This window comes from Demequina activiva (genome assembly GCF_016862815.1).
In the GTDB taxonomy this organism is placed as follows: domain Bacteria; phylum Actinomycetota; class Actinomycetes; order Actinomycetales; family Demequinaceae; genus Demequina; species Demequina activiva.
In genome coordinates this window covers 28256-50173 of the sequence record NZ_BONR01000004.1, presented here as the reverse complement: position 1 = coordinate 50173, position 21918 = coordinate 28256, and the positions used below count along the sequence as shown (strand labels likewise).

The following is a 21918-nucleotide window of genomic DNA, read 5'->3' as shown; positions in this document are numbered from 1 at the left end:
GTGACCGCTCCTCTGGCCAGGGTCGGCGTGCTGGGTGGCACGTTCGACCCGATTCATCACGGCCATCTGGCGGCCGCCTCCGAGGTGTGCGCCGCGCTGGGACTGGACCAGGTGCTGTTCGCCCCCACCCATCGCCAGCCGTTCAAGGACGGCTTCGACTCGGCGTCGCCCGAGCACCGTCTCGCCATGTGCAGGCTCGCCGTCGATGGCGATGCACGCTTCGCCGTCACTCCCGTCGACATCGAGCGCGGCGGCATCACCTACACCGTGGACACCCTCACGGATCTGCACGATCAGCTGCCCGGCACGAGCCTGTACTTCATCACGGGCGCCGATGCGCTCGCGCGGCTGCCGGAGTGGCGAGATGCCGAGCGGCTCACCGAGCTCGCCCAATTCGTGGGAGTGACGCGCCCCGGTCATTCGTTGCCCCAGTTGGAAACCCCACACGCATTGGTCGAAGTTCCGGCCTTGGCGGTATCCTCAACCGATGTCCGCCGCCGGGTGAGGGCCGGAGCGCCTGTCCGCTACCTGGTCCCTCGCGCCGTCGCCGACTACATCGCGCAGCACGATCTGTATGCCGGAGGAATGGATGACTGACGAGAGCCCGCAGCTCTCGCGCCGCGAGCGGCGCGCTCAGGAGGCGCGCGAGGCGGCCCGGCGAGCCGAGGACACTGCGTCATTGGACATGAGTCCCATCTCCGACTCGATCCCCACGCACGCCCCTGACGGCCGTGTGCTGTCGCGGCGCGAGCGTCGTCGCCTCGAACGACTCCAGAACCCGGTCGAGACCTGGACCGCGGAGGAGGAGATGATCGCGACGGGCCAGATCCCCGCGATGACCCCCGAGCGGATCGCCGAGCAGGAGCGCGTCGCCCGCGAGAAGGCCGAGCAGGCGCAGGCCGACGCGATGACCGCGAGCGAGGAGATGCAGACGCTCACGGACCCCGCAGCCGGCGGCGGTCCCACCGTGGACGAGGCCGAGCCGCCCGCCGCGAGCGCGGAGCCGCAGCCACCGCACGAGCCCGAGGCGCCTCAGCGCACCTCTCTCATGGCGGCAGCAGCAACCGCGGACGAGGGCAAGGCGTCCTTCGAGCCGGAGCCGGAGCCGGAGCCCGCACCCGAGCCGCAGCCCGAGCCGGAGCCCGCACCCGAGCCGGAGCCGGTGCCCGAGCCCGAGTCGGAGCCGGTGCCCGAGCCCGAGTCGGAGCCGGAGTCCGCACCCGAGCCGGTCGGGAACGACGACGTCGACACGAGCGTTCCCGAGGCCGCCGCCGCGTGGGCCGCAGCCGCCAGCAGCGCTCCCGAGCCCGCGTCTCGGCCTGTGCCCGAGGACGAGGCACCCGACGCCACTGAAGAGCCCGCACCGGCGCGCGAGACCGTGACGGCCCCTGAGAACGCTGTGGCACCCGAGACGGCCGAGGCGACGCCGCTGGGCATGCCGCCCGGCATGTCGCCGGAGATGTTCGCGGCTCTGTTCCCACCGGGCTCGCTGCAGCGCCGGCTCATGGAGCAGCAGAGCAGCGACCCCACGGCCAGCTCCGCGCCGGGACCGGACCTGGACCGGATCCCTGATCCCGAGCCCGAGCCACAGCCGGTGGAGGACGGCGCGGCAGAGATCCGCCGCCTGAGCCAGGAGGCCATCGCGGGCATCGATGCCGCGTCCGGTCGCAGTGCGCCGTCCGCCCCTGACACGGCCGCGCGGCAGCCGACACCAGGTGCCGCGTGGACCTCCGCGCCGTGGGAGCACAGCACCTCGGAGCCCGAGCCCAGCGCTCCTTCCGCACCTGCGGCCGATGAGCCGACGTGGCAGGCGTATGAGAGCGCCTCGGACAGCCACGATGCGCGGACCGGCGAGGAGCCTCCGGCGGCTCCGAGCCCCGGCCTCTGGCAGGCCTCGGCCTCGGCGGTGTCCGCGCCCGAGGCCGGCGACGCCGAGCCGGCCCCTCACTCCGGTCCCATCCAGCTCGATGCCGCCGACTTCCGTGAGCGTGCGCGCAACGAGAGTGCCGCACCGTCCTTCGATGCGATCCTCGGCACGGGCGACGCCGCGCAGACGGCAGCGCTGGACGACGTCTCCACCGGTGACGTCGCAGCGGGAGCAGCCGCGTTCGACGTCGTGAACCACCCGTCGGAGCCGGCGCGCGAGGCGCTGTCGAGTGCGAGCGCGCCGGTGACCGGACAGTGGGCGACGCTCCCGTTGAATCAGGTCGACCACCGCGCCCAGGACCTCCCCGAGGTCGCGCCACGCACGGACATCGCGCACCCCGACCTCAGCTCGGTGGGTCGCGCCACGTTCTCGCCGCAGGCGGACTACTCGCACATCGAGCCGGTGCCCACCGGCCAGATCGAGGTGCCGCCACGCGAGAAGCCTCAGCTCAATCCAGCAGGTGGGGCACGGCACTTCCGCTGGGTCCACGTGCTCGTCCTCGGAGCCGTCGCGTTCCTGATCGGAGTCGTCGTGTGGAACGTCTGGGGTGGACCCTCGTGAGCGCTGGAGAGCGCGCGCTCGAACTGACCAGGCTGGCTGCGGCCGCTGCGGAGGACAAGAAGGGCACGGAGCTGGTCGCGCTCGACGTGACGTCCCGGATGCCGCTCGCAGACGTCTTCCTGGTGGTCTCCGGCTCCAACGAGCGTCAGGTGGTCGCGATCGCCGAGGGCATCGAGGAGTCGCTGCTCGAGCACGGCGCCAAGGCGTCGCGCCGCGAGGGCGTGCGCGAGGGTCGCTGGGCGCTTCTCGACTTCAACGACGTGATCGTGCACGTGATGCATCAGGAGGATCGCGCCTACTACGAGCTCGAGCGCCTCTGGAAGGATTGTCCCGTCGTCGCACTCGACTAGGAGGCCGGATGCGCGTGTTCGTCGTGCGCCACGGGCAGACTGCGTGGAACGTGCAGGGTCTGCTGCAGGGTGCCGCCGATGTGCCCTTGACCGATGAGGGCCGTGCCCAGGCAGAGGCCTCCGCGCTCGTCCTGCGCCGCATCGTGGGTCGCGGCGCCACCGTGGTCGCGTCCCCGCTGTCGCGGGCCCACGACACCGCCCGGGTGATCGCACGCGAGCTCGACGTGGATGCCCATCCCGATGACCGCCTGCGCGAGCGCGCCTACGGCGTGTGGGAGGGCATCACCGCGCAGGAGCGTGAGAAGGGCTGGCCCGAGGAGGTGGCGATGTGGCGCGCGCACGGCAACCCAGAGATCGAGGGCTTCGAGCACCATGACAGCGTGCGCGCACGCATGGTCGAGGCGATCGAGGAATGGGCGGGCCGAGCCTCAGGTCCGCTCGTGATCGTCACGCACGGCAGCTCCGGGCGAGTGGGGATGCAGGGCCTGCTGGGTCTGTCGCTGGCGCATCGGACGCTGGGCAACCTCGGCAATGCAGCGTGGTCGCGCCTGACCCGACGGTCGGAGGGCGACTGGACCCTCGAACGACACAACATCCGCCCCCAGTCCTCCGAGGCCGACGCGTGAGCACGATGATCCTGTGGCGCCACGCGCGCACCGCGTACAACGCTGATGGGCGGTTGCAGGGCTCTCTCGACATACCGTTGGGTGACGAGGGCCATCGGCAGGCCGCCCGCGCGGCGCACCGGCTGGTGCGCGAGCACGGGACGGATCTCACCATCGTCTCCTCCCCGCTGTCCCGCGCCGTCGACACCGCGGATGCGCTGGCAGCGCTCACGAACGGGGAGGTCGAGGTCGACCAGCGTCTCACGCAGCGGCCATACGGCGCATGGGAGGGTCTGACGTGGGCGGACGTCCAGGCCCGCTGGCCGGAGCAGCTGGAGCGCCGTCAACGCGGCGAGGACCCCGACATCCCCGGCTGGGGAGCATCACCGGAGGTGGCGGCCCGTGTGGGCCAGGCGCTGCAGGATCATTGGGACCCCCAGCGAGTCACCGTCGTGGTGAGTCACGGCAGCACGCTCTCGCTGGGGCTGCGCGACGTGCTGGGCCTGGATCCGCTCTCCCGCGTGCTCGGCTCGCTCCCGCATGCGGCCTGGCACGAGATCACGCGGGTCGACTCCGGCGCGTGGCACATCGACGCGTTCGGGAGTGGAGCGGATTAGCGTCGCATGCTCGACGTGGGTTAGACTGTCACTCGCTCTTCGGGGCATGGGGCTGTGGCGCAGCTGGTAGCGCACCTGCATGGCATGCAGGGGGTCAGGGGTTCGAGTCCCCTCAGCTCCACGATGTGTTGAGACAGCATCGTAGTAACACGAAGGCCGCTCCTGATGAGGAGCGGCCTTCGCTGTATCCGGCGCGATCACCCCCTCGAGGCTGCGTCCTGATGCTCGCGCGTGCGGTCCACCAGAGCGATCAGCTGCCCAGCGGGGACGTTCGCCCCGAAGGCGGGCGTGCCGGGCTGGAGATGACGTCCAGCGCTCAGAGGGCCGATGCGCACCGCGTCGAAGCCCAGCGAGTCCACGAGGCGCGCCACGAGGTCGACATCCTCCTGTCCGTCGCCGGCGACGGCGATCGCGCGCCGCTCGGGGTGACCCGCAGGCCGGGCACCCTCGTCGAGGTCGTGGTAGCCCATGTGATTGAAGCCCTTGACCACGCGCGCGGAGCGCAGGTGTCGCGCGACGATCTCCGATGTGGAGGCGTCGGCTCCGGCGAGATCCTCGCGCTCACCGTCCACCTCCCACCAGTAGTTCATGGCGTCGATGACGAGGCGCCCGTCCCACTGCTCGGCGTCAAGGCTCGCGTGGCGTCCCAGCGGCAGCGCCAGGATCACCACGTCCGCCTCCCTCGCCACCGCATCGGCCGTGGTCGCGACAGCGCCGGGGGAGAGCACCTCCACCGTCAGCGCGATGCGCTCCGACGCCCCCGAGCCTGCGATGAGGACGCGGTGACCGGCCGCGACGGCCAGGCGGGCCAGCACGGTGCCGAGCTTGCCCGCACCGAGGATCCCCACGGTGACAGGAGTCATCGCGAGCCTCCGTCCGCCAGCAGCTCCTTGATGCGCGGGATCACCTCGGTGCCGTACAGCTCGACCGCCCTCATGCGCTGCGAGGCTGGAACCGCTCCGCCGCCGGTGTAGACCAGGTCGAAGCGTCCCGCGTCGATCGCGGTGATCGCGGCCGCCATCTTGCGCGCGACCGTCTCCGGTGAACCCACATAGAGCGAGCCATGGTCGATCTCGCTGTCGTACGACGAACGGGCCAGGGGCGGCCAGCCGCGCTCAGCGCCGATGCGGTCCATCATCGCCTTGTAGCCGGGGTAGTAGGACTCCCGGGCCTCCTCGTCGGTGGGCGCGATGAAGCCGTGGCTGTGCATGCCCACGGGGTGCGCGGACGTCCCGAGCTGCTCGGTCGCGCGCCGGTACAGGTCGACGTACGGTGCGAAGCGCTCGGGTGCGCCGCCGATGATCGCGAGCATCAGACGGAAGCCGTACTTCGCCGTCCGGAGCACGGACTGCGGAGAGCCGCCCACGCCCACCCACGTGGTGAGCGAGCCGGAGTCGGTCTTCGGGTACACGTCCGCCTCGTGCAGAGCGGAACGGGTGGTGCCCTCCCACGTCACGGGCTTCTCGGTGAGCAGTTGCGAGAACAGGTCGAGCTTCTCCTCGAACAGCACCTCGTAGTCCGCGAGGTCGTAGCCGAACAGCGGGAAGGACTCCGTGAAGGACCCGCGACCCAGGATCACCTCGGCGCGACCGTTGCTCACGGCGTCCAGCGTCGAGAAGCGCTGGAAGACCCGCACCGGGTCATCGGAGCTCAGCACTGTCACTGCGGAGCCGAGCGTGACGCGCTCGGTGCGCGAGGCGATCGCGGACAGCACCATTTCGGGGGAGGAGATCGCGAAGTCTGCGCGGTGATGCTCGCCCAGGGCGACGGCGTCGATGCCCACGTCATCCGCAAGAGCGGCCTCGTCCACCACCTGCCGTAGAGAGGCCGCATGGCTCATGGGCTCGCCGGAGTCGTGCAAGGGAAGGTCGCCGAAGGTCTCGATGCCGAACCGGACGTCGGTCATGGGGTGCTCCTCGTGCTCAGTCGCCTGGAAGTTGAATCGTCAACTAAGGAGCGTACCGGATGGGCTCGTTATTCCCGCCCAAGCCTGGGCATGCCCCTACTGAGCGTCCAATGCGGCGCTGATGTCCGCCGCGATCTGCTCGGGCTCGACGTTCGACCCGTAGCGCTTGAGGACGTGCCCGTCGCGGCCCACCAGGAACTTGGTGAAGTTCCACTTGATCGCCGAGCCGAGCGTTCCGCCCGCCTCGGACCGCAGCCAGCGGTACACCGGGTGCGCCTTGCGGCCGTTCACATCGATCGTGGCGAACATGGGGAAGGTGACCCCGTAGTTCTTCTGGCAGTACTCCGCGACATCGTCGGCGTCGGAGAGCTCCTGCTTGAACTGGTTGCTCGGGAAGCCCAGCACCGTGAAGCCGCGGTCCTGGAACCGCTGCTGAAGGGCCTCGAGCCCCTCGAACTGCGGCGCGAAGCCGCACTTGCTCGCGGTGTTGACGACGAGCACGACATCTCCCGAGAACTCAGCGAGGTCACGCTCCTCGCCGGTGAGGGCGGTGGCGGTGAAGTCAGTGAGAGTCGGCATGCCTCCATCGTCGCACGAGCCGTCCGTGGGGCACCATGGGCGCATGAGAGACGTGCTGGTCGTCGGCTCCACCGGGAGCGTGGGGCGCGAGACCGTGCGTGCGCTCACGGCCGCCGGGATCCGTCCCCGCGCCCTCACCCGCTCGCGCGAGCGGGCACGACGCACGCTGGGCGACGTGGACCTGGCGGTCGCCCCGCTGAGGGATGCGGCGGGGATGGCCGATGCGGTCGCAGGCGTCGACGGGATCGTGATGGTGCACGGCGCGACGGGTGACGCACGGCCGGAGGACGTCGACTATGGCGCCGTGCCCGCCGTCCTGCGCGCGCTCGCAGGGGCCAGCCCGCGCATCGTCCTCATGACGTCGATGGCGGTCACGCACGCGACCGGAAGCTGGCGCGAGGCCATGCACTGGAAGCGCAGGGGCGAGCGGCTGCTGCGTGCGAGCGGCCTGCCGGCGACGATCGTCCGGCCAGGCTGGTTCGACCTTCAGCCGGACGGCTGGGAGGCGCTCGCGCTCGAGCAGGGCGACGCCACGCCCGTGGACTCCCGGCGACCGGTGGGCAGAGCACAGATCGCGGAGACCATCGTGCAGTCGCTGCTGTGCGACGAGGCCGTGGGATGCACCTTCGAGCTGTTCGCGGCCCCGGGCGCGGCTGCGCAAGACTGGCCCTCCCGGTTCGCGGCGCTCGCGCACGACAGGCCCGGCGAGGTCGACGGCGCGCTCGATCCGCGCGAGCCGCCGCTGCACGAGGAACCGGATCGACTGCTGGACGACCTGCGAGCGTTGGGCGCACCCGGCGCATGGCAAGCCCAGCTGCGGCGTTAGCATCGATCCATGCGTTGCGCGGCGATCGGGGACAGCTTCACCGAGGGAGTGGGCGACGAGCTCGAGGACGGGTCGTTGCGCGGTTGGGCGGACCTGGTGGCGGCCGGTCTCGGGGCCGCTCTCGACGAGCCCGTCGAGTACGCGAACCTCGCCGTCCGTGGCCGGCTCATCGAGCCGATCGTCCGCGATCAGCTCGAGGCCGCGCTCTCCCTTGACCCGCTCCCTGACCTGCTGACGTTCAATGGCGGCGGTAACGACATGATGCGTCCTGGATTCGGTGTGGAGCGGGTGATGCGGCTCACCGAGCAGGTCGCGAGCCGCTGCGCGGAGCAGGGCGTCCGGGTGCTGATGCTGACGGGCGGCGACCCCACCGAGCGCCTGCCGCGCGGCAGCGTGATGCGCGATCGCGGCGCCGCGTGGATGGTCTCCGTGTACGAGTTCCTCGAGCGCCACCCGGAGATCACGTTCGTCGACAACTGGGCGGACGCCGAGCTCCGTCGCGCCCCGTACTGGTCCGCGGACCGCCTGCACCTGGGTCCGCTGGGGCACGCCCGCGTCGCGGCGCGTGTGCTCACCGCCCTGGGCGTCGAGACACCGCTGCCGCAGGCCGGAGATGTGCCCGCGAGCCGCGCAGGAGCCCTGTCGGAGGCGCGCTACTACGCGCGCTACGTGCTGCCGTGGCTCGCGCGGAGGGTGACGCGGAGATCCTCGGGGGACGGGCGCTCCGCCAAGCGCCCCGTGTGGACCGCGGTGGGCTCGGTGGGCTCGGACGCCACCTGAGACCCCCCGCCGCTCAGGTAGGCGCCCGGCGGACGACTAGTGAGCCGCGACCGGCGCCTCGCCGTCGACGGTGACCGGCTTGCGCACCATCGCTGCGAGGGCGATTCCTGTGGTCGCGAGGATCGCGCCCACCAGGAAGGCTGCCCGAATTCCTGCCGCCTGAGCCTCGGCCTCGCCTGCTCCCGCATCGGCCTGGGTGAGCTCCACCGCGCTCATGGTCGACACGAACAGCGCCGTGCCCGCCGCCGCTGCCACCTGCTGGAGCGTGGAGATGGTGGCCGAGCCGTGCGAGTACAGGTGCTTGGGAAGCGATCCCAGGCTCGCCGTGAACAGCGGCGTGAAGATGAGCGCGAGGCCTGCGGACAGCGTGACGTGGCTGGCGAGGATCATCCACGGCTGCGTGGCCACGTTGAGCATCAGCGTGAGCGACCACAGCGCCGCGGCAACGAGCGTCATGCCGGGCACGAGCAGAGGGCGAGGGCCGATGCGGTCGTAGGCGCGTCCCACTGGCCGCGCCATGAGTCCCATCAGCAGGCCGCCGGGCAGCAGCATCAGCCCGGTGCTGAGCACGCTGAGTCCGAGCACGCCCTGCGTGAACAGCGGGATGAGGATGATGGTGCCGAACAAGGCGATCATCGCGACCACGAACATCGCGGTCGCCAGCGAGAAGGTGCGCTCGCGGAAGACCCGCAGGTCCAGCAGCGCGAGGTCGCGGCGCTGCAGCACGATCTGCCGCCACGCGAACAGCGCCGTCACGAGCACGCCGAGAGCGACGGAGACGATCGCGGTGCTCGGGTCGCCCTCCGCGGACTCGCCGATGCGGCTGAGCCCGAACACGAGCGAGCCGAACCCGATTGCCGCGAGAGGAATCGACAGCCAGTCCAGCGGGATGCGCTGCGGCTCGTTGGTGGTGCGCATGCGGACGGCGCCGAAGATCAGCACCGTGATCGCGACGGGCAGCACGAAGATGAACAGGTACCGCCAGGGCAGGAAGTTGAGGATCAGTCCGGAGATCGTGGGCCCGAGCGCCGGAGCGACGGAGATGACCAGCCCGATGGTTCCCATGCGCTTGCCGCGCTCGTGCTCCGGCACCAGCGTGATCACCGTCGTCATGAGCAGCGGGAGCATGACGGCCGTGCCGGAGGCCTGGATCACGCGAGCGAGCAGCAGCACCTCGAAGCCTGGCGCGGCCGCGGCGAGCGCCGTGCCCGCGACGAACGCGGACATCGCGCCCAGGTACAGGGGGCGCGTGGGGAAGCGTGTGAGCAGGTACCCCGTGATCGGGATGACGATGGCCATGGTGAGCAGGAACGCCGCCGTGAGCCACTGGGCGTCGACGGCCGTGATGTCCAGGTCCTCCATGAGGTGAGGGATCGCCACGCCCATGATGGTCTCGTTGAGGATCACCGTGAACGCGGACACGATGAGGACCAGGATCACGGCGTTGTCGCGCCGCGACGTGGTCTCGAGATCGGTCGCGACCGCGGTCGCGGGGGGCTGCTGGGACATGCGTGCACCTATCGAGCGTGGGGACGCAGGCGCACGTCCTTGCGCCTGCTGAAACATTGTGCCACCGGGCTACGACATGCCAGCGGCGGTGACGTCAGAGGAGACCCAGCTCCTCGAAGGCGGCGACCAGGCCGGCGTCCTCGGGGCCCTGGGCGACCACATCCGCACGAGCCAGAACGTCCGGATGCCCTCCGGAGATTCCCACCGCCGTGCCGGCGTAGTCGAGCATCTCGATGTCGTTGGGGCCGTCGCCGCACGCGATGACGTGCTCCGGCCCCACGCCCAGCCGGTCCACCACCGCCGCCATGCCCACCGCCTTGTTCACGTGGGCGAGGTAGAGCTCGCCTGCGCCCTTGCCCAGGTCCTTGATCGAGGTCTCGACGGCAGCGACCTCGGGACCGATCTCGGCGGCGATCTCGGCCAGCTCGGCCCGCGCGGACAGCGTGACGATCTTGGCGAACGAGAGCCCGTCCAGCGACTCCACCACGCGGCGCGCGGCCCTCAGGTCCTCCCACACGGCGGCCTGGAGCGCGCTCGCGTCGCCGTCGGGAGCGCGCCGCTCCATCGCGTCCCGCGCCTCAGCAAGCACGTACAGCGCCTCGGTCGACTCCACGAGGCTGATCGCGCCGTGCGCGTGGAGCGCGTCCACCGTGCGCTGGGCAAGAGACGCAGGGAACACCTCGTCGCGCAGCACCTCGCCGTCGAGCTCGGCGTAGGCCCCGGCGCCGCACACTAGGCCGTCGAAGCCCGCGGCGAGCATCGTGGGGGACAGGAGGGAGCGGGGACGTCCCGTGCACAGCAGCACGCGGTGTCCGTTCGCGCGCACACGGCGCACGGCATCCGCGTGAGCAGCGGGCACCGCGCCGTGGGACGCGTAGGTGCCGTCGATGTCGAGGAAGACGATGCGAGGAGAGGTGGCGCTGGTCACCGCACCACCCTAGGGGAGCCGCGGACGTCGCCGCGGTCGCCTAGGCTCGCGGACGTGAGCACCTCGCAGCCCCCCTCGATCGCCACCCTTGGCGTGATCGGCGCTGGCCGCATCGGCCGTGCCATCGCGTCGCTGGGTCGCGACGCGGGGCTGGAGGTCGTGGTCGCCGCCTCGCGGGAGCCGGAGGCGTTCCGGTCGCTGGTCGAGCGGGAGGCGCCAGGGGCTCGAGCGGTGCGCCTCGCCGATGCGGTGAGGTCCGACGCGGTGGTGCTCGCGGTTCCTCTGTCGCGGCTGCGCTCGCTGCCGCCGGCGGCGTTCGAGGGCTCCCTGGTGATCGACGCGATGAACTACTGGTGGGAGCTCGACGGTCACCTGCCCCAGTTCGAGGATCCGCTCACCACCTCGTCCGAGCTGGTGCAGCGGCATCTCGCCGGGGCTCGGGTGGTGAAGACGCTGAACCACCTGAGCGCCTACGCGCTCGAGGAGCTCGCGCGTCCGGCCGGCGAACCGGACCGGATCGCGCTCGCGATCGCTGGCGACCGCGCGGAGGACGTCAGCGCAGTGATGGCACTCGTGGACGCGTTGGGATTCGACCCTGTCGAAGCGGGTCCGCTCGCCGAGGGCCTGCGCTTCGAACCCTCGACTGAGCTGTTCGGCGCCGACGCGGACGCAGCCGAGGCCCGGGAGATGCTGGCGCGCTTCTGGGACTCGCAGCGCGGCCGGGTGGTCGCGCGGGCACGCACGAGTGCGGGCGAGTAGCTCAGCCGTCTAGAGCCGGCGCGTGCGCGGCGTGAGTCGCACCTGGGGCAGCGGCGGTGCGGGGATTCGGGTGTCCCCGTTTCCCGGCACCAGTCCGAACCGGGCGTCCTTCGCCTCCCAGTCCTCGCGAGCGCGCGCGATCTCGTCATGATCGCGGCCCACGAAGTTCCACCACATCACCAAGGCATCAGGGAAGGGCTCGCCGCCCAGCAGGAACACACGGGCGCCGTCGCGCGAGGACACGGTGATCGACGGCCTCTGCGTGCCCAGGTAGAGGATCGCGCTGTCCTGCGGCTCTCCGAGAGATTCGCCGTGCTCGCTGGACACGGCTATATCGCCGTCGATCGCGAGCACGCCGTGCTCCCACCCGGGCTCGAGGGGCACCGCGACGGAGGAGCCGGCGGGAACCATGATCTGTGCTCCCACCAGGGGAGTGTGGGTGGTCGCCGGAGACGTCACGCCCGCGAGTGTTCCCATCACGACGGTCGCGCTCCCGGGCTCGCCGTTCGCGGCCGCCAGGTACACGCGCGGCAGGTCGGTGTGCGACTCGAAGGCATGGTCGCCGTGACGGCTGGACTCCGGCAGCGCGATCCACAGCTGGAGGGCGTCGAGCTCGGACGCGGACTCCACCGAGTGCTCCGAGTGCGCGATGCCGTGTCCGCTGGTCATGAGATTGAGCGCACCCGGGCGCAGCACCACGTCGGACTCGAGCGAGTCTCGGTGACGGATCTCGCCGGTGAGCGGCCACGTCACGGTCTGCAGGCCGGTATGAGGGTGCGGGTCCACGCTCATGGTGGTCACCTGCGGCCCGAACCGGTCCACGAAGCACCACGCGCCGATGGTGGGCAGCGCCCGCTGGGGCAGCGATCGCTTCACGGACATGGCGCGCAGGCCGCCGAGCGGCACCTCGCGCGCCTCGAGCATCGCGGCCTGAGGGCCGATGCGCTCGGCGAGCTCCGTACGTCCGCCGCCGTGCGCATCGGCCGTGTCCGCGGCGCTGCCTCCGGTCACCTCGGCGCCCGCGTCGAGCCGGGTCATGGTCAGGCGGACTCGACGCGCGCGCCGGGCACCTCATGGCGCTCGAGGTACCGAGCGATGTACGGGCACGAGGGCACGATGACGAGGTCGCGCTCGACGGCGTCCGCCAGCGCCTCGCCGGCGAGAGTGCCCGCGACGCCCTGACCCTGGAAGTCGTCGAACACCTCGGTGTGGACCATCACGATGCGGTCCTCGCCGAGCTCGTAGTCGATGAATCCGGCGAGAGTGCCGTCGACATGGATCTCGTAGCGGCTGGCCTGGTCGTCGTGGGTGACAGTGGTGTCGGTCATGCTTCTCCTATCCCTTGCTGAGGTCGAACGGGTCCTCGCCGTCGCGCAGCGTGCCGCCGGTCGCGAGGCGCATCATGTCCGAGTCGAGGTCGATGTCGAGCTCCGTTCCGCCCGCAGAACCGTACTCGTGCTGGTAGCTGCCCCACGAGCCGTCGCGGACCGCACGGGCGAATCCGGACTCCATGAGGATCAGCAGCTCGGTCGCGGCGCGGTCGATGCGGGTGCCGAGCGCCTTGTCCGTCCAGTCCTCGGTCGCGGCGAACAGACCGGTGGGCACGGGCAGCGCGCGCAGGTACGCGAACAGCGCTCGCATCTCGTTGTCGACCACGAGCGCGTGGCGGGCGGTCCCCGCCGTGGCGGCGAGGATCACCGGCTTGCCGATCAGCAGATCGTTGTCGAGCACCTGGAAGAAGCTCGTGAACAGCCCGGAGGCGCCCGCCTTGTAGACGGGCGCGGCCGCGATGATGCCGTCCGCGTCCACGAGCGCCTCCACGGCGCGGGTGAACCGGGGGCCCAGCAGCTGCGACGACAGCGCCTGCGGCAGCTCCGGCAGCAGCTCGCGCAGGTCGATCATCGTGATCTCCACCGCGCGATCGTTGGCCTTGGCGAGGGTCGCCACTCGCTGGGCCGCACGGTCCGCGAGCAGACGAGTCGAGGAGGGGTCGGACACCCCAGCGCTGACGACGACGATGCGGAAGGTCTCGTGAGTCATGGTCACTCCTGTGCGAGCTTGAGGGAGAGGGTGCGGAGGAGATCGAGCTCCTCATCGGTGAGCACGGTGGTCATCGCCTGCGCGACAGCCGCCCCGTGCGCGAGGCCCACCTCGCGCTGCAGCGCACGTCCCGCGGTGGTGAGCGAGATGTGAGCCGCTCGCGCATCGGCCGGATCCGCGCATCGCGTGAGAAGCCTGCGATCCACGAGGCGGTCCACGAGGCGTGACAGGGCGGGCTGGCTGAGCAGGACGTGCCTGCCCAGCTCGCCGATGCGCTGCGGACGCTCGCACTTGGACAGCGTGTAGAGCACGTCGTACTCGCGCATCGACAGGCCGTGCCACACGTCCTCCTCTGCGAAGCGGCGCATCAGCACCGCGTGTGCCGTGAGAGCCGCCTCCCACGCCTCGTTGGCGAGGACCGTCCGGGAGCGGCCCAGTGCATCGGCCGTCGTGGTGGGCGGGACGAGGGGTGTGGCAGCGGTCATGTCCGTGCTCACAGGGTGGGGTAGGCCTCGACCGAGGCCTCCGAGTCCTGATAGGGCGAGCCGCCCGTGACGTTGTCGCCGCGGTTCGCGTTCGGACGCGGCTGGCGCGGCTCGGCGTCGCCGTACTTGGCCTTGACCAGGCTCGCGTGCGTCGGCGCGTCCGCAGTGCCGGGCTCCCGCTTGGCCGCGAGCTCCTTGCGCAGCACGGGCACCACCTCGCCGCCCAGCAGCTCGAGCTGCTCGAGCACCATCGGCAAGGGCAGTCCGGCATGGTCGATGAGGAACAGCTGGCGCTGGTAGTCGCCAAAGGCCTCGCGGAAGGTCAGCGTCTTGTCGATGACCTCCTGCGGGGAGCCCACCGACAGCGGCGTCATCTCCTCGAAGTCCTCCATGCGCGGGCCGTTGCCGTACACCGGGGCCTCGTTGAAGTAGGGCCGGAACTGGTCGTGGGCCGCCTGGCTGGACTTCGCGATGAAGGCCTGGCCGCCGAGTCCGACGATGGCCTCCTTCTGAGAGCCGTGCCCGTGCGCCTCGAAGCGGCGGCGGTAGAAGTCGATGAGGCGCTGGTAGTGCTCCTTGGGCCAGAAGATGTTGTTCGCGAAGTATCCGTTGCCGTAGTAGGCGGCCTGCTCCGCGATCTCCGGGGTGCGGATCGAGCCGTGCCACACGAACGGCGGGACGTCGTCCAGGGGCCGGGGCGTCGACGTGAATCCCTGGAGCGGGCCGCGGAAGTTGCCCTCCCAGTCCACGACGTCCTCGCGCCACAGGCGGTGCAGCAGGTTGTAGTTCTCGAGCGCGAGGGGCAGGCCCTGGCGGATGTCCTGACCGAACCACGGGTACACGGGCGCGGTGTTGCCGCGGCCCAGCATGAGGTCCATGCGGCCCTTGGACAGGTGCTGGAGCATCGCGTACTCCTCGGCGATGCGCACCGGGTCGTTCGTGGTGATCAGGGTGGTCGAGGTGGTGACGATCAGGCGCTCGGTGAGCGCGGCGATGTGCGCCAGCAGCGTGGTGGGTGAGGACGAGAAGAACGGAGGGTTGTGGTGCTCGCCGATCGCGAAGACGTCCAGGCCCACCTCCTCCGTCTTCTTGGCGATCTGCAGGATCGCGTCGATGCGCTCGGCCTCGGAGGGGGTGTGGCCGGTGACGGGGTCGCGGGTGATGTCGGACACGGACATGATGCCGAACTGCATGGTGGCTCCTCAGGGTGCTGGTGCTGCGTCTGTGGCAATTATATGCGTTTGCATCTATCAACGCTCAGGCGGCGGATTCATTCCCGCGCCAGGCCACCTGCGGCCTCCTCTCCTCTGAACGTAGGCACTTCATGTCCACAGGTGCGCGCCGTCGCGACCCCTGGAGGCAGGTCATGTCTCTTCTGGCGGTCGGCGGAGCTCCAGGCGTCATCGCCCGGCGAGAGCGAGCGTCGCGCGCGCGGCCTCAGCGAGCTCGACGCCGTACGCACGTCCGTGACCGGCCGCGTGCACCGCGAGCGGGTGCAGCTGATGCACCGGGATGCGCGCACGCCAGCCGTCGCGCAGCGGCGAGACGTCCTGGTAGCCGTCGAGGATCGACTCCAGGTACGGCGCCCCGAACACCGCGAGCATCGCGAGGTCGGTCTCCGCGTGACCTCCGTGTGCTGCCGGGTCGATCAGCACAGCGCCGCGCGCGTCGAAGAGCAGGTTTCCCGCCCACAGGTCGCCGTGGATGCGGGCTGGGGGTGCATCGTCGTCGAAGGCAGCATCCGCGATCGCCGCGCAGGCGTCGCGCACCAGCGCGGCCTCATCGATCGTCAGGTGGCCGGCCGCGAGTGCCGGGTCCAGGAACGGCAGCACGCGGGCCGCGGCGTAGAAGGCGCCCCACGCATCGGCCGTGGTGCTCGGCATCTCGCGAGAGCCGATGAAGAGCGGTCCGTCCCAGCCCTCGGGTGGCGAGCCGAACCGTGGCGCGCCAGCGAGGTGCGTGCGGGCGAGGTCGCGGCCAAAGGAGCGTGCCGCATCGGCCGTGGGCCTGGCGGGTTCGATGCGTTCGAGCTCGATGCGCTGCGGCGCCACGTCGACGACGTCCGCGACGCGGGCCCCACCTGCCCGGGCGAGCCACCGTAGTCCGGCCGCCTCCGCCTCGAAGAAGCCGGGAGGTGCGTCATGGCGTGACTTGGTGAATGTGCCCACCTCTCGATGATGGCGCACGAGGATGCGTCAGTTGCCTACGCGCGCTTGATGACGCCGATCCGAGTGCCTGACGTGCCTAGTTCGAGGGGGCGGCGGGCGATGAGGGGGCGGCGGGCGATGAGGGGGCGGAGTCGGGTCGCAGCAGCCTGCGGGGCTCCATGACGCCCGCCAGGGCGACCACGATCAGCCCCATGATCGGCATGATCATGAGCCCCACGCGCAGGCTCGTCGCGTCCGCGATCGCTCCCACGACCGGCGGGGACGCCAGGAACGCCAGCCTCAGCATCCACGACACCACGGTGAGTCCGGTGCCGGACTTGAGTCCGGGCATCTCGTCCGCGGCGTGGAAGGCGCCGGGGATGAGCGTCGCGATGCCGATGCCCGCCGCTCCAAAGCCCGCGATGGTGCCCCACACGGTGGGGAAGGCGAGGGCGAGGCCCATGCCCACGAACACGAGCGCGCCGCCCGCCCGCGCCACGGTGCGCTGCCCGAAGCGATCGATCGCCCGGTCGCCGGTGATGCGACCCACGAACTGGAAGCCCTGGAGCGACACGAATCCGAGCGCCGCGTTGGTGGCCGTCGCGCTCAGCTCGTCCCGCAGGTAGCTCGCCGCCCACGTGGCGGCGGCGTCCTCGGCCCAGGCGCCGGCGATCGCGATCATGCTCAGCGCGAGCAGGATCCACCAGATTCGCGCGGGGATGCGGCGCGGGCGCGAGCTGTGCGGCATGCCCGCCTCGTCCTCCCCGCGCTCGACCGTCTCCTGCGGCTCGGGGCCCTTCAGGAGCAGGGGATAGCTGACGACGTTCAGGGCGATCACCAGCGCCGTCATGCCCACGAAGTGCCACGACACCGGGATGTCGAGGCCTGCAGCGACGCCGCCCATGAGGCCGCCCATCACCGCGCCGATGGACCACATCGCGTGGAACGCGTTGTTGATCGACCGCCGGTACAGCCGCTGCACGCGCAGGCCGTGGGAGTTCTGCGCCACGTCCACGAATCCGTCCGTCGCTCCCACCATGAACAGCGCCAGGCCGAACACGACGACGTGGTCCGCGACGCCCGCGAGCAGCATCGCGAACGCGCAGATGATCATCGCCGCCACGGCCACCCGCGAGGAGCGGAAGCGGCGGATGACCGCACCGGCCGCGAGGCCCAGTCCCAGCGAGCCGATGGGCCACATCGCCATCGCCAGGCCAAGGCCGCCGTACGTGAGCTCGAGGGCGTCGCGGATCTCCGGCAGGCGCGGAGCGAGGTTGCCCAGCAGGATGCCGTTGGTCATGAAGATCAGCGACACGCCCAGCCGGGCGCGACGCAGCTCCGGCGCGACCGCGATGCGGGTGGTGGCCATGCAGGGTCTCCCGAGATCAGCCGATGCGGAACCGGGCGGGCAGCAGCGCGTCCAGCCGCGACGAGGGACCCACCAGCAGCGTGAACTCGCCGGGCTCGATCACGCGATCGCCGGCGGCGTTGACGATGGTGCAGGCGCCGAGCGGCAGCTCGAGCTCGACGTCGAGCGTCTCGCCGGCGCCCACCTCGACCTGGCGGTAGCCCTTGAGCTCGCGGTCCGCCCAGGTGGCGGACGTGATCTCGTCCCGCACGTAGATCTGCACGGTCTCCAGCGAGGGGCGAGTGCCGGTGTTGGTGAGGGTGACCTGCGCCCGCACCACGTCCTCGTCGCCGGGCGGGAGCAGGCGCAGGTCGCCGTACTCGACGGTGGTGTAGCTGAGGCCCTCGCCGAACGCCCACTGCGGCTGCTGCGTCAGGTCTGCGTAGCGCGTGCCGTGCTGCGCGTCGATCTGGTTGTAGTAGATGGGCTGCTGGCCCACGTGGCGGGGCCACGACAGGGGAAGGCGGCCGCTGGGCTCGATCCGGCCCAGGACCAGCTCGGCCACGGCCTGTCCGCCGTGCATGCCGGGGTTTGCGGCCCAGATGACGGCCGCTGCGCGCTCGGCTGAGGCGGGGAGGACGTGCGGCTTGGACGCGAGCACGACCAGCACCACCGGGGTGCCGGTCTCGACGACCGCGTCGAGCAGGGCGACCTGGCCGCCCTGGAGCTCGAGCGTCGCGGTCGAGCGTCCTTCGCCCACGAGCTCGATGCGGTCGCCCAGCACGGCCACGACCACATCGGCCGAGCGTGCTGCCTCCACCGCGGCGGCGAGCTGCTCCTCGTCCACGGGAGCCGAGTGCGCCACCTGCGGCCGCGGCTGGCCGTCCGCGAAGAGCTCGCCGTCGGGGTCGGGGCCGGTGACCACGATGTCCGCGCCGCGATCGTAGGTGACGGTCCAGCCGTCGGGCGCCTGCTCGCGCAAGCCGTCCACGACGGTGAGGATCATGTCGCGAGGCTGCCCGTTCGGCAGCCAATCGGCCTGACCGGAGCTGCCTGCCCAGTCGCCCAGCTGCGTCTGGGCGTCGTGGGCGTTGGGTCCCACGACCGCGATGGTGCGGTCGCCGGCGGTGGCGTCGAGGGGAAGGAGTCCGTCGTTGGCCAGCAGCACCAGACTGCGGCGCGATGCCTCGAGTCCCAGCTCGCGGTGGGCCGGCTGGGCGATGATCTGCTCCTGGCGCTCCGCGTCGGGCAGACGCGGGTTCTCGAACAGGCCCAGGTCGAACTTGAGGGTCAGGATGCGGCTCACGGCCTCGTCGATGCGCGACTCCTCGAGCAGTCCCTGCGCCACCGCCTCCTGCGCGCCCTCGAAGAACGCGGGGGTGGTCATGATCATGTCGTTGCCGGCGTTCACGGCGGCCGCGGCGGCGCGCGTGTAGTCGGGGTACATGCGCTGCTCGCGCACGAGGTTGCCCACGTTGTCCCAGTCGGTGATGAGCGTGCCCGTGTAGCCCCACTCGCCGCGCAGCATGTCGTTCAGCAGCCAGTCGTTGACGGTGATGGGCGTGCCGTCGATGGACTGGTAGCCCAGCATGAAGGTGCGGCAGCCCTCACGGGCGACGCGCTCGAACGGCGGCAGGAACCAGGAGCGCAGCTTGCGGCGCGACATGTCCGCCTCGGACGCATCGCGGCCGCCCTGGGTCTCGGAGTAGCCCGCGAAGTGCTTGGCCGTCGCGAGGATGGCAGTGGGGTCGTCGAGGCCGTCGCCCTGGTAGCCGGCCACCATCGCCGATGCGAGCTCGCCGATGAGGTGCGGGTCCTCGCCGAAGGTCTCGGAGACGCGGCCCCAGCGCAGGTCGCGGGTGATGCACAGCACGGGGGAGAAGGTCCAGTGGATCCCGGTGGTGGACACCTCGGCGGCCGTGGCGCGCGCCACGCGCTGCACCAGGTCGCGGTCCCACGTGGCGGCCAGGCCCAGCTGGGTCGGGTAGATCTCCGCACCCTCCCAGAACGAGTGGCCGTGGATGCAGTCCTCTCCCACCAGCAGCGGGATCTGGAGGCGGGTGCCCTCGACAGCGTCACGCGCCTCGATCATGTGCTCGGGCGAGACGTGCAGGATCGAGCCCACGTGGAAATCGTCCACGAGCGAGCGCACATCGCCCTTGGCGTTCAGCTGCATCATCTGGCCGACCTTCTCCGGCAGCGTCATGCGGCTCACGAGGTCGGCGACCCGCTCGGCGGTCGAGAGGGAGGTGTCGAGGTAGGCGACGGTGCCCATGGGCGTCCTTTCGGGAGGCGGCGATGTCTCGGGAGACCAGCGGATCCTATCAAGATTCTTACCGCGTGGTAAGTTACTGGGCATGTCGGACTCCGCGCCGCTCGACGGCCGCCAGCAGCGAGGCCGCGACACCCGCGCCCTGATCGTGGACGCGGCGATGGCACAGTTCGCGGAGTCAGGCTACCGGGCGAGCTCGCTGAGGGACATCGCGGCGCGTGCCGGCATGACCCATCCCGGTGTGCTCTACCACTTCCCGACCAAGGAAGCCCTGTTGATGGCGGTGCTGCAGCGCCGCGACGACGAGGGCAAGAAGCGCCACCCGGTGCTGGGACACCTCGGTCGCGAGGCGCTCGCAGGCATGGCTCGCGCGGCGGCTCACAACGAGACCCAAGGGGCCATGGTCGAGCTGTACGCGGTGCTGTCCGCCGAGGCGACTGGCCGTGACCATCCCGCGCACGACTACTTCGTCGCCCGCTACGAGAGCCTGCTGGCCACCGTCACCGAGGCGTACACGGTCGCGCGGGACGCCGGCGGCCTGCGCGACGGCGTCGAGCCCGACGTCGCGGCGCCCCAGCTCATCGCGCTCATGGACGGCCTCCAGGTGCAGTGGCTCATGGGCACGTTGCCCCGGTCGATGGCACGGATCGTCGCCGACCACCTGAACACCCAGCTCGTCGAGCCTCTGCCGTAGCGCGCTCCGCCGGGCGCGATGGCTCGGGTCCCCTCGTCGCCCGCCCGCTCGCCGCGCGCCGCACGTGCGACGGGAGTACCGTCGAAGTGCACACTGGCGGGTCCTTCCGACCGGCCGGAGCAGCGCAGCACCAGGGGAGTGGCGGCAATGGCGGCAACAGAGCAGACGCGAGACATGACCGCGCAGCCCGTGGGCTCGCGCGCGGGCCACATCTTTCTGAGCCTGGCGCGCATCGCGGTGGGCTGGATCTTCCTGTGGACCTTCCTCGACAAGACCTTCGGACTGGGATTCTCGACGTGCCGTGACGCCGAGTCCGGCGCGGTCGACGTGGGCTGCGACGCCGCATGGTCCACCGGCGCTCGCATGACGGAGGGATATCTCGGCTCGTCGAGCGGCCCCCTTGCCGGGTTCTACCAGGGTCTGGGCGAGCAGGCGTGGACCGATTGGCCGTACATGATCGGCCTCCTGGGCATCGGCCTCGCGCTCGTGCTGGGCATCGGGACCAGGGTCGCGATGGTCGCGGGCTCCCTGATGCTGGCGATGATGTACACCAGCCACGCATGGCCAGGGGCCGTCTACCCGCAGCAGAACCCGTTCGTGGACGAGCACATCGTCTACATCCTCACCATCATCGCCGCCGTGCTCCTCGAGGTCCGGTACCAGGCGATCGGCCTGGGCGAGTGGTGGAAGCGTCTGAGCATCGTGGAGAAGAACCGCTGGCTGGTCTAGCCGCGTTCTTCGGGCGGGGCTGCGCACTCGGCGCGGCCCCGCCTTTCCGCGTCCGCGCCACGGACGAGCTCACGCGGTGCGGCCGATGCGTCCCCGCCGATCCTCGAGCAGCTCGTGGGTCACGGCCTGCGCGATCTGGGGTATCAGGTCCCGGCTGCGCTTGACGGCCCACGGCGCACCCTTGCGGACCAGCCACCATGCTCGCGTGCGCAGTCGCGGAGCGGCGGGGGCCGGCGAGATGGGCGCCACCGCGCACCACTGCGGCGACAGCGCGGCCACCGCGGTCCAGGCGATCTGCCGGTGCCCATACGCGGACGGATGGATGCGGTCGATGTGCCAGGCGCGCCGGCCGGCGATCCGGAACACGGCGGCGCCGTCGACGACGGTCGCTCCCACGGTGGCCGCCGCCGCTCGAATCGCGATGTTGGCCAGGCCCACGCGCCTGGCCATCACGTCCGTGATGGCCGCCGGGAACGCGTCGAACAGGCCGATGCGGTCGATGGTGACGAGCACGATGCGGCGGCCCGGGTGCGCGAGGGCTCCGAGGGCCGCGGTGAGCTCGCGCTCGACCTCCGCCGGGTCGAAGTCTCCGCGCAGCACATCGTTGCCGCCCGCGGTCGCCAGCACCACGTCCGGCCGCGCGGCGAGCGCCGCCGCGAGCTGGCGCGGAACCAGGTCGCGCGCGCGGGTGCCGTTGGCCGCCAGGTTGACGAACGCCGACGCCCCGAGCGCGCGCGCGGTGTGCGCGGCCCACCCCACGTCCCCGCGTGCGTCCTGGGTGCCGTCGCCCACGCCCAGCGTCAGCGAGTCGCCGATGGCCACCACGGTGGGATGAGCGGCCATCGGCTTCCTCCTG

At 71.1% G+C, this 21918-nt stretch carries 24 protein-coding genes and 1 tRNA gene; 11 read left to right on the top strand and 14 right to left on the bottom strand.

Translation table 11 applies throughout. The annotated features are described in order from the left end of the window. The 6 genes from nadD to Dac01nite_RS09280 all read left to right on the top strand — a co-directional run bounded on the left by nadD (position 1) and on the right by Dac01nite_RS09280 (position 4181). Positions 1–597 carry a nicotinate-nucleotide adenylyltransferase gene (nadD, locus tag Dac01nite_RS09305; protein ID WP_203656265.1) on the top strand — a complete coding sequence of 199 codons (597 nt, stop codon included), beginning with the start codon at positions 1–3 and terminating at the stop codon, positions 595–597. Next, on the top strand, positions 590–2488 hold the full coding sequence (locus Dac01nite_RS09300; protein ID WP_203656263.1) for a hypothetical protein: 1899 nt from the start codon (positions 590–592) through the stop codon (positions 2486–2488). The genes nadD and Dac01nite_RS09300 overlap by 8 nt, the downstream gene beginning before the upstream one ends. After that, positions 2485–2838, top strand: a complete 354-nt coding sequence (rsfS, locus tag Dac01nite_RS09295; protein ID WP_203656261.1) for a ribosome silencing factor — start codon at positions 2485–2487, stop codon at positions 2836–2838. The genes Dac01nite_RS09300 and rsfS overlap by 4 nt, the downstream gene beginning before the upstream one ends. An 8-nt stretch (positions 2839–2846) precedes the next feature. Continuing rightward, the gene (locus Dac01nite_RS09290) at positions 2847–3464 is read left to right on the top strand and encodes a histidine phosphatase family protein (RefSeq protein WP_203656252.1); all 618 of its coding nucleotides are present in this window, start codon (positions 2847–2849) and stop codon (positions 3462–3464) included. A gap of 5 nt (positions 3465–3469) precedes the next feature. Next, the gene (locus Dac01nite_RS09285; RefSeq protein ID WP_239066619.1) at positions 3470–4060 is read left to right on the top strand and encodes a histidine phosphatase family protein; all 591 of its coding nucleotides are present in this window, start codon (positions 3470–3472) and stop codon (positions 4058–4060) included. Positions 4061–4108: 48 nt separating this feature from the next. Continuing rightward, positions 4109–4181 (top strand) — tRNA-Ala (locus tag Dac01nite_RS09280). Positions 4182–4257: 76 nt separating this feature from the next. Here Dac01nite_RS09280 and Dac01nite_RS09275 read toward each other — a convergent pair. The 3 genes from Dac01nite_RS09275 to Dac01nite_RS09265 all read right to left on the bottom strand — a co-directional run bounded on the left by Dac01nite_RS09275 (position 4258) and on the right by Dac01nite_RS09265 (position 6545). Next, on the bottom strand, positions 4258–4923 hold the full coding sequence (locus Dac01nite_RS09275) for an NADPH-dependent F420 reductase (RefSeq protein WP_203656248.1): 666 nt from the start codon (positions 4921–4923) through the stop codon (positions 4258–4260). Beyond that, positions 4920–5966 (bottom strand): LLM class flavin-dependent oxidoreductase, encoded by a 1047-nt coding sequence (locus Dac01nite_RS09270; protein ID WP_203656246.1) that lies wholly within the window; start codon positions 5964–5966, stop codon positions 4920–4922. The genes Dac01nite_RS09275 and Dac01nite_RS09270 overlap by 4 nt, the downstream gene beginning before the upstream one ends. Positions 5967–6062: 96 nt before the next feature. Then, the gene (locus Dac01nite_RS09265; RefSeq protein ID WP_203656242.1) at positions 6063–6545 is read right to left on the bottom strand and encodes a glutathione peroxidase; all 483 of its coding nucleotides are present in this window, start codon (positions 6543–6545) and stop codon (positions 6063–6065) included. Between the two features lie 43 nt (positions 6546–6588). Here Dac01nite_RS09265 and Dac01nite_RS09260 point away from each other — a divergent pair, with 43 nt between their 5' ends. Continuing rightward, entirely contained in the window at positions 6589–7371 is a 783-nt protein-coding gene (locus Dac01nite_RS09260; RefSeq protein WP_203656241.1) for an SDR family oxidoreductase, read from the top strand. Positions 7372–7380: 9 nt separating this feature from the next. Then, positions 7381–8151 (top strand): SGNH/GDSL hydrolase family protein, encoded by a 771-nt coding sequence (locus Dac01nite_RS09255; RefSeq protein ID WP_203656240.1) that lies wholly within the window; start codon positions 7381–7383, stop codon positions 8149–8151. Positions 8152–8187: 36 nt separating this feature from the next. On the opposite strand, the gene Dac01nite_RS09250 is transcribed toward Dac01nite_RS09255, so the two are convergent. Both Dac01nite_RS09250 and Dac01nite_RS09245 read right to left on the bottom strand, forming a co-directional pair. Next, positions 8188–9660: a DHA2 family efflux MFS transporter permease subunit gene (locus tag Dac01nite_RS09250; protein WP_203656239.1), complete on the bottom strand. Its 1473-nt coding sequence runs from the start codon at positions 9658–9660 to the stop codon at positions 8188–8190. A gap of 94 nt (positions 9661–9754) precedes the next feature. Further along, a complete protein-coding gene (locus tag Dac01nite_RS09245; protein WP_203656234.1) occupies positions 9755–10588 on the bottom strand; it encodes an HAD hydrolase family protein in 834 nt (277 codons plus the stop codon). Positions 10589–10642: 54 nt separating this feature from the next. On the opposite strand from Dac01nite_RS09245, the gene Dac01nite_RS09240 reads away from it, so the two are divergent. After that, complete coding sequence (locus tag Dac01nite_RS09240; RefSeq protein ID WP_239066601.1) at positions 10643–11347, top strand: NADPH-dependent F420 reductase; 705 nt, start codon at positions 10643–10645, stop codon at positions 11345–11347. A 9-nt stretch (positions 11348–11356) separates the two neighbouring features. Here the strand turns inward: Dac01nite_RS09240 and Dac01nite_RS09235 are convergent, their stop codons facing one another. The 8 genes from Dac01nite_RS09235 to Dac01nite_RS09200 all read right to left on the bottom strand — a co-directional run bounded on the left by Dac01nite_RS09235 (position 11357) and on the right by Dac01nite_RS09200 (position 19642). After that, positions 11357–12385, bottom strand: coding sequence for a pirin family protein (locus tag Dac01nite_RS09235; RefSeq protein ID WP_203656233.1), 1029 nt, complete (start codon positions 12383–12385; stop codon positions 11357–11359). 2 nt (positions 12386–12387) lie between these two features. Then, complete coding sequence (locus Dac01nite_RS09230; protein WP_203656232.1) at positions 12388–12675, bottom strand: GNAT family N-acetyltransferase; 288 nt, start codon at positions 12673–12675, stop codon at positions 12388–12390. A gap of 7 nt (positions 12676–12682) precedes the next feature. Next, positions 12683–13387, bottom strand: a complete 705-nt coding sequence (locus Dac01nite_RS09225; protein ID WP_203656231.1) for a CE1759 family FMN reductase — start codon at positions 13385–13387, stop codon at positions 12683–12685. 2 nt (positions 13388–13389) lie between these two features. Beyond that, on the bottom strand, positions 13390–13872 hold the full coding sequence (locus tag Dac01nite_RS09220; RefSeq protein ID WP_203656230.1) for a MarR family winged helix-turn-helix transcriptional regulator: 483 nt from the start codon (positions 13870–13872) through the stop codon (positions 13390–13392). An 8-nt stretch (positions 13873–13880) separates the two neighbouring features. Further along, positions 13881–15065: an LLM class flavin-dependent oxidoreductase gene (locus Dac01nite_RS09215; RefSeq protein ID WP_203656228.1), complete on the bottom strand. Its 1185-nt coding sequence runs from the start codon at positions 15063–15065 to the stop codon at positions 13881–13883. A gap of 207 nt (positions 15066–15272) precedes the next feature. Next, complete coding sequence (locus Dac01nite_RS09210; protein WP_203656226.1) at positions 15273–16040, bottom strand: fructosamine kinase family protein; 768 nt, start codon at positions 16038–16040, stop codon at positions 15273–15275. Positions 16041–16116: 76 nt separating this feature from the next. Then, a complete protein-coding gene (locus Dac01nite_RS09205; protein WP_203656224.1) occupies positions 16117–17388 on the bottom strand; it encodes an MFS transporter in 1272 nt (423 codons plus the stop codon). Between the two features lie 16 nt (positions 17389–17404). Next, entirely contained in the window at positions 17405–19642 is a 2238-nt protein-coding gene (locus tag Dac01nite_RS09200) for an exo-beta-d-1,3/1,6-glucosidase (RefSeq protein WP_203656222.1), read from the bottom strand. An 82-nt stretch (positions 19643–19724) separates the two neighbouring features. Here Dac01nite_RS09200 and Dac01nite_RS09195 point away from each other — a divergent pair, with 82 nt between their 5' ends. Next, a complete protein-coding gene (locus tag Dac01nite_RS09195; RefSeq protein WP_203656220.1) occupies positions 19725–20333 on the top strand; it encodes a TetR family transcriptional regulator in 609 nt (202 codons plus the stop codon). A gap of 174 nt (positions 20334–20507) precedes the next feature. Then, the gene (locus Dac01nite_RS09190) at positions 20508–21062 is read left to right on the top strand and encodes a hypothetical protein (RefSeq protein WP_203656218.1); all 555 of its coding nucleotides are present in this window, start codon (positions 20508–20510) and stop codon (positions 21060–21062) included. Between the two features lie 69 nt (positions 21063–21131). Here the strand turns inward: Dac01nite_RS09190 and Dac01nite_RS09185 are convergent, their stop codons facing one another. After that, the gene (locus tag Dac01nite_RS09185; protein ID WP_203656217.1) at positions 21132–21905 is read right to left on the bottom strand and encodes an SGNH/GDSL hydrolase family protein; all 774 of its coding nucleotides are present in this window, start codon (positions 21903–21905) and stop codon (positions 21132–21134) included. Positions 21906–21918: the final 13 nt, after the last annotated feature.

Bases quoted from the DNA above. Each gene is read 5' to 3' on its own strand.
- Dac01nite_RS09300 (WP_203656263.1), top strand. From the start codon at position 590: ATGACTGACGAGAGCCCGCAGCTCTCGCGCCGCGAGCGGCGCGCTCAG.
- Dac01nite_RS09290 (WP_203656252.1), top strand. From the start codon at position 2,847: ATGCGCGTGTTCGTCGTGCGCCACGGGCAGACTGCGTGGAACGTGCAG.
- Dac01nite_RS09285 (WP_239066619.1), top strand. From the start codon at position 3,470: ATGATCCTGTGGCGCCACGCGCGCACCGCGTACAACGCTGATGGGCGG.
- Dac01nite_RS09275 (WP_203656248.1), bottom strand. From the start codon at position 4,923: ATGACTCCTGTCACCGTGGGGATCCTCGGTGCGGGCAAGCTCGGCACC.
- Dac01nite_RS09270 (WP_203656246.1), bottom strand. From the start codon at position 5,966: ATGACCGACGTCCGGTTCGGCATCGAGACCTTCGGCGACCTTCCCTTG.
- Dac01nite_RS09265 (WP_203656242.1), bottom strand. From the start codon at position 6,545: ATGCCGACTCTCACTGACTTCACCGCCACCGCCCTCACCGGCGAGGAG.
- Dac01nite_RS09260 (WP_203656241.1), top strand. From the start codon at position 6,589: ATGAGAGACGTGCTGGTCGTCGGCTCCACCGGGAGCGTGGGGCGCGAG.
- Dac01nite_RS09255 (WP_203656240.1), top strand. From the start codon at position 7,381: ATGCGTTGCGCGGCGATCGGGGACAGCTTCACCGAGGGAGTGGGCGAC.
- Dac01nite_RS09250 (WP_203656239.1), bottom strand. From the start codon at position 9,660: ATGTCCCAGCAGCCCCCCGCGACCGCGGTCGCGACCGATCTCGAGACC.
- Dac01nite_RS09235 (WP_203656233.1), bottom strand. From the start codon at position 12,385: ATGACCCGGCTCGACGCGGGCGCCGAGGTGACCGGAGGCAGCGCCGCG.
- Dac01nite_RS09230 (WP_203656232.1), bottom strand. From the start codon at position 12,675: ATGACCGACACCACTGTCACCCACGACGACCAGGCCAGCCGCTACGAG.
- Dac01nite_RS09225 (WP_203656231.1), bottom strand. From the start codon at position 13,387: ATGACTCACGAGACCTTCCGCATCGTCGTCGTCAGCGCTGGGGTGTCC.
- Dac01nite_RS09220 (WP_203656230.1), bottom strand. From the start codon at position 13,872: ATGACCGCTGCCACACCCCTCGTCCCGCCCACCACGACGGCCGATGCA.
- Dac01nite_RS09215 (WP_203656228.1), bottom strand. From the start codon at position 15,065: ATGCAGTTCGGCATCATGTCCGTGTCCGACATCACCCGCGACCCCGTC.
- Dac01nite_RS09205 (WP_203656224.1), bottom strand. From the start codon at position 17,388: ATGGCCACCACCCGCATCGCGGTCGCGCCGGAGCTGCGTCGCGCCCGG.
- Dac01nite_RS09200 (WP_203656222.1), bottom strand. From the start codon at position 19,642: ATGGGCACCGTCGCCTACCTCGACACCTCCCTCTCGACCGCCGAGCGG.
- Dac01nite_RS09195 (WP_203656220.1), top strand. From the start codon at position 19,725: ATGTCGGACTCCGCGCCGCTCGACGGCCGCCAGCAGCGAGGCCGCGAC.
- Dac01nite_RS09190 (WP_203656218.1), top strand. From the start codon at position 20,508: ATGACCGCGCAGCCCGTGGGCTCGCGCGCGGGCCACATCTTTCTGAGC.
- Dac01nite_RS09185 (WP_203656217.1), bottom strand. From the start codon at position 21,905: ATGGCCGCTCATCCCACCGTGGTGGCCATCGGCGACTCGCTGACGCTG.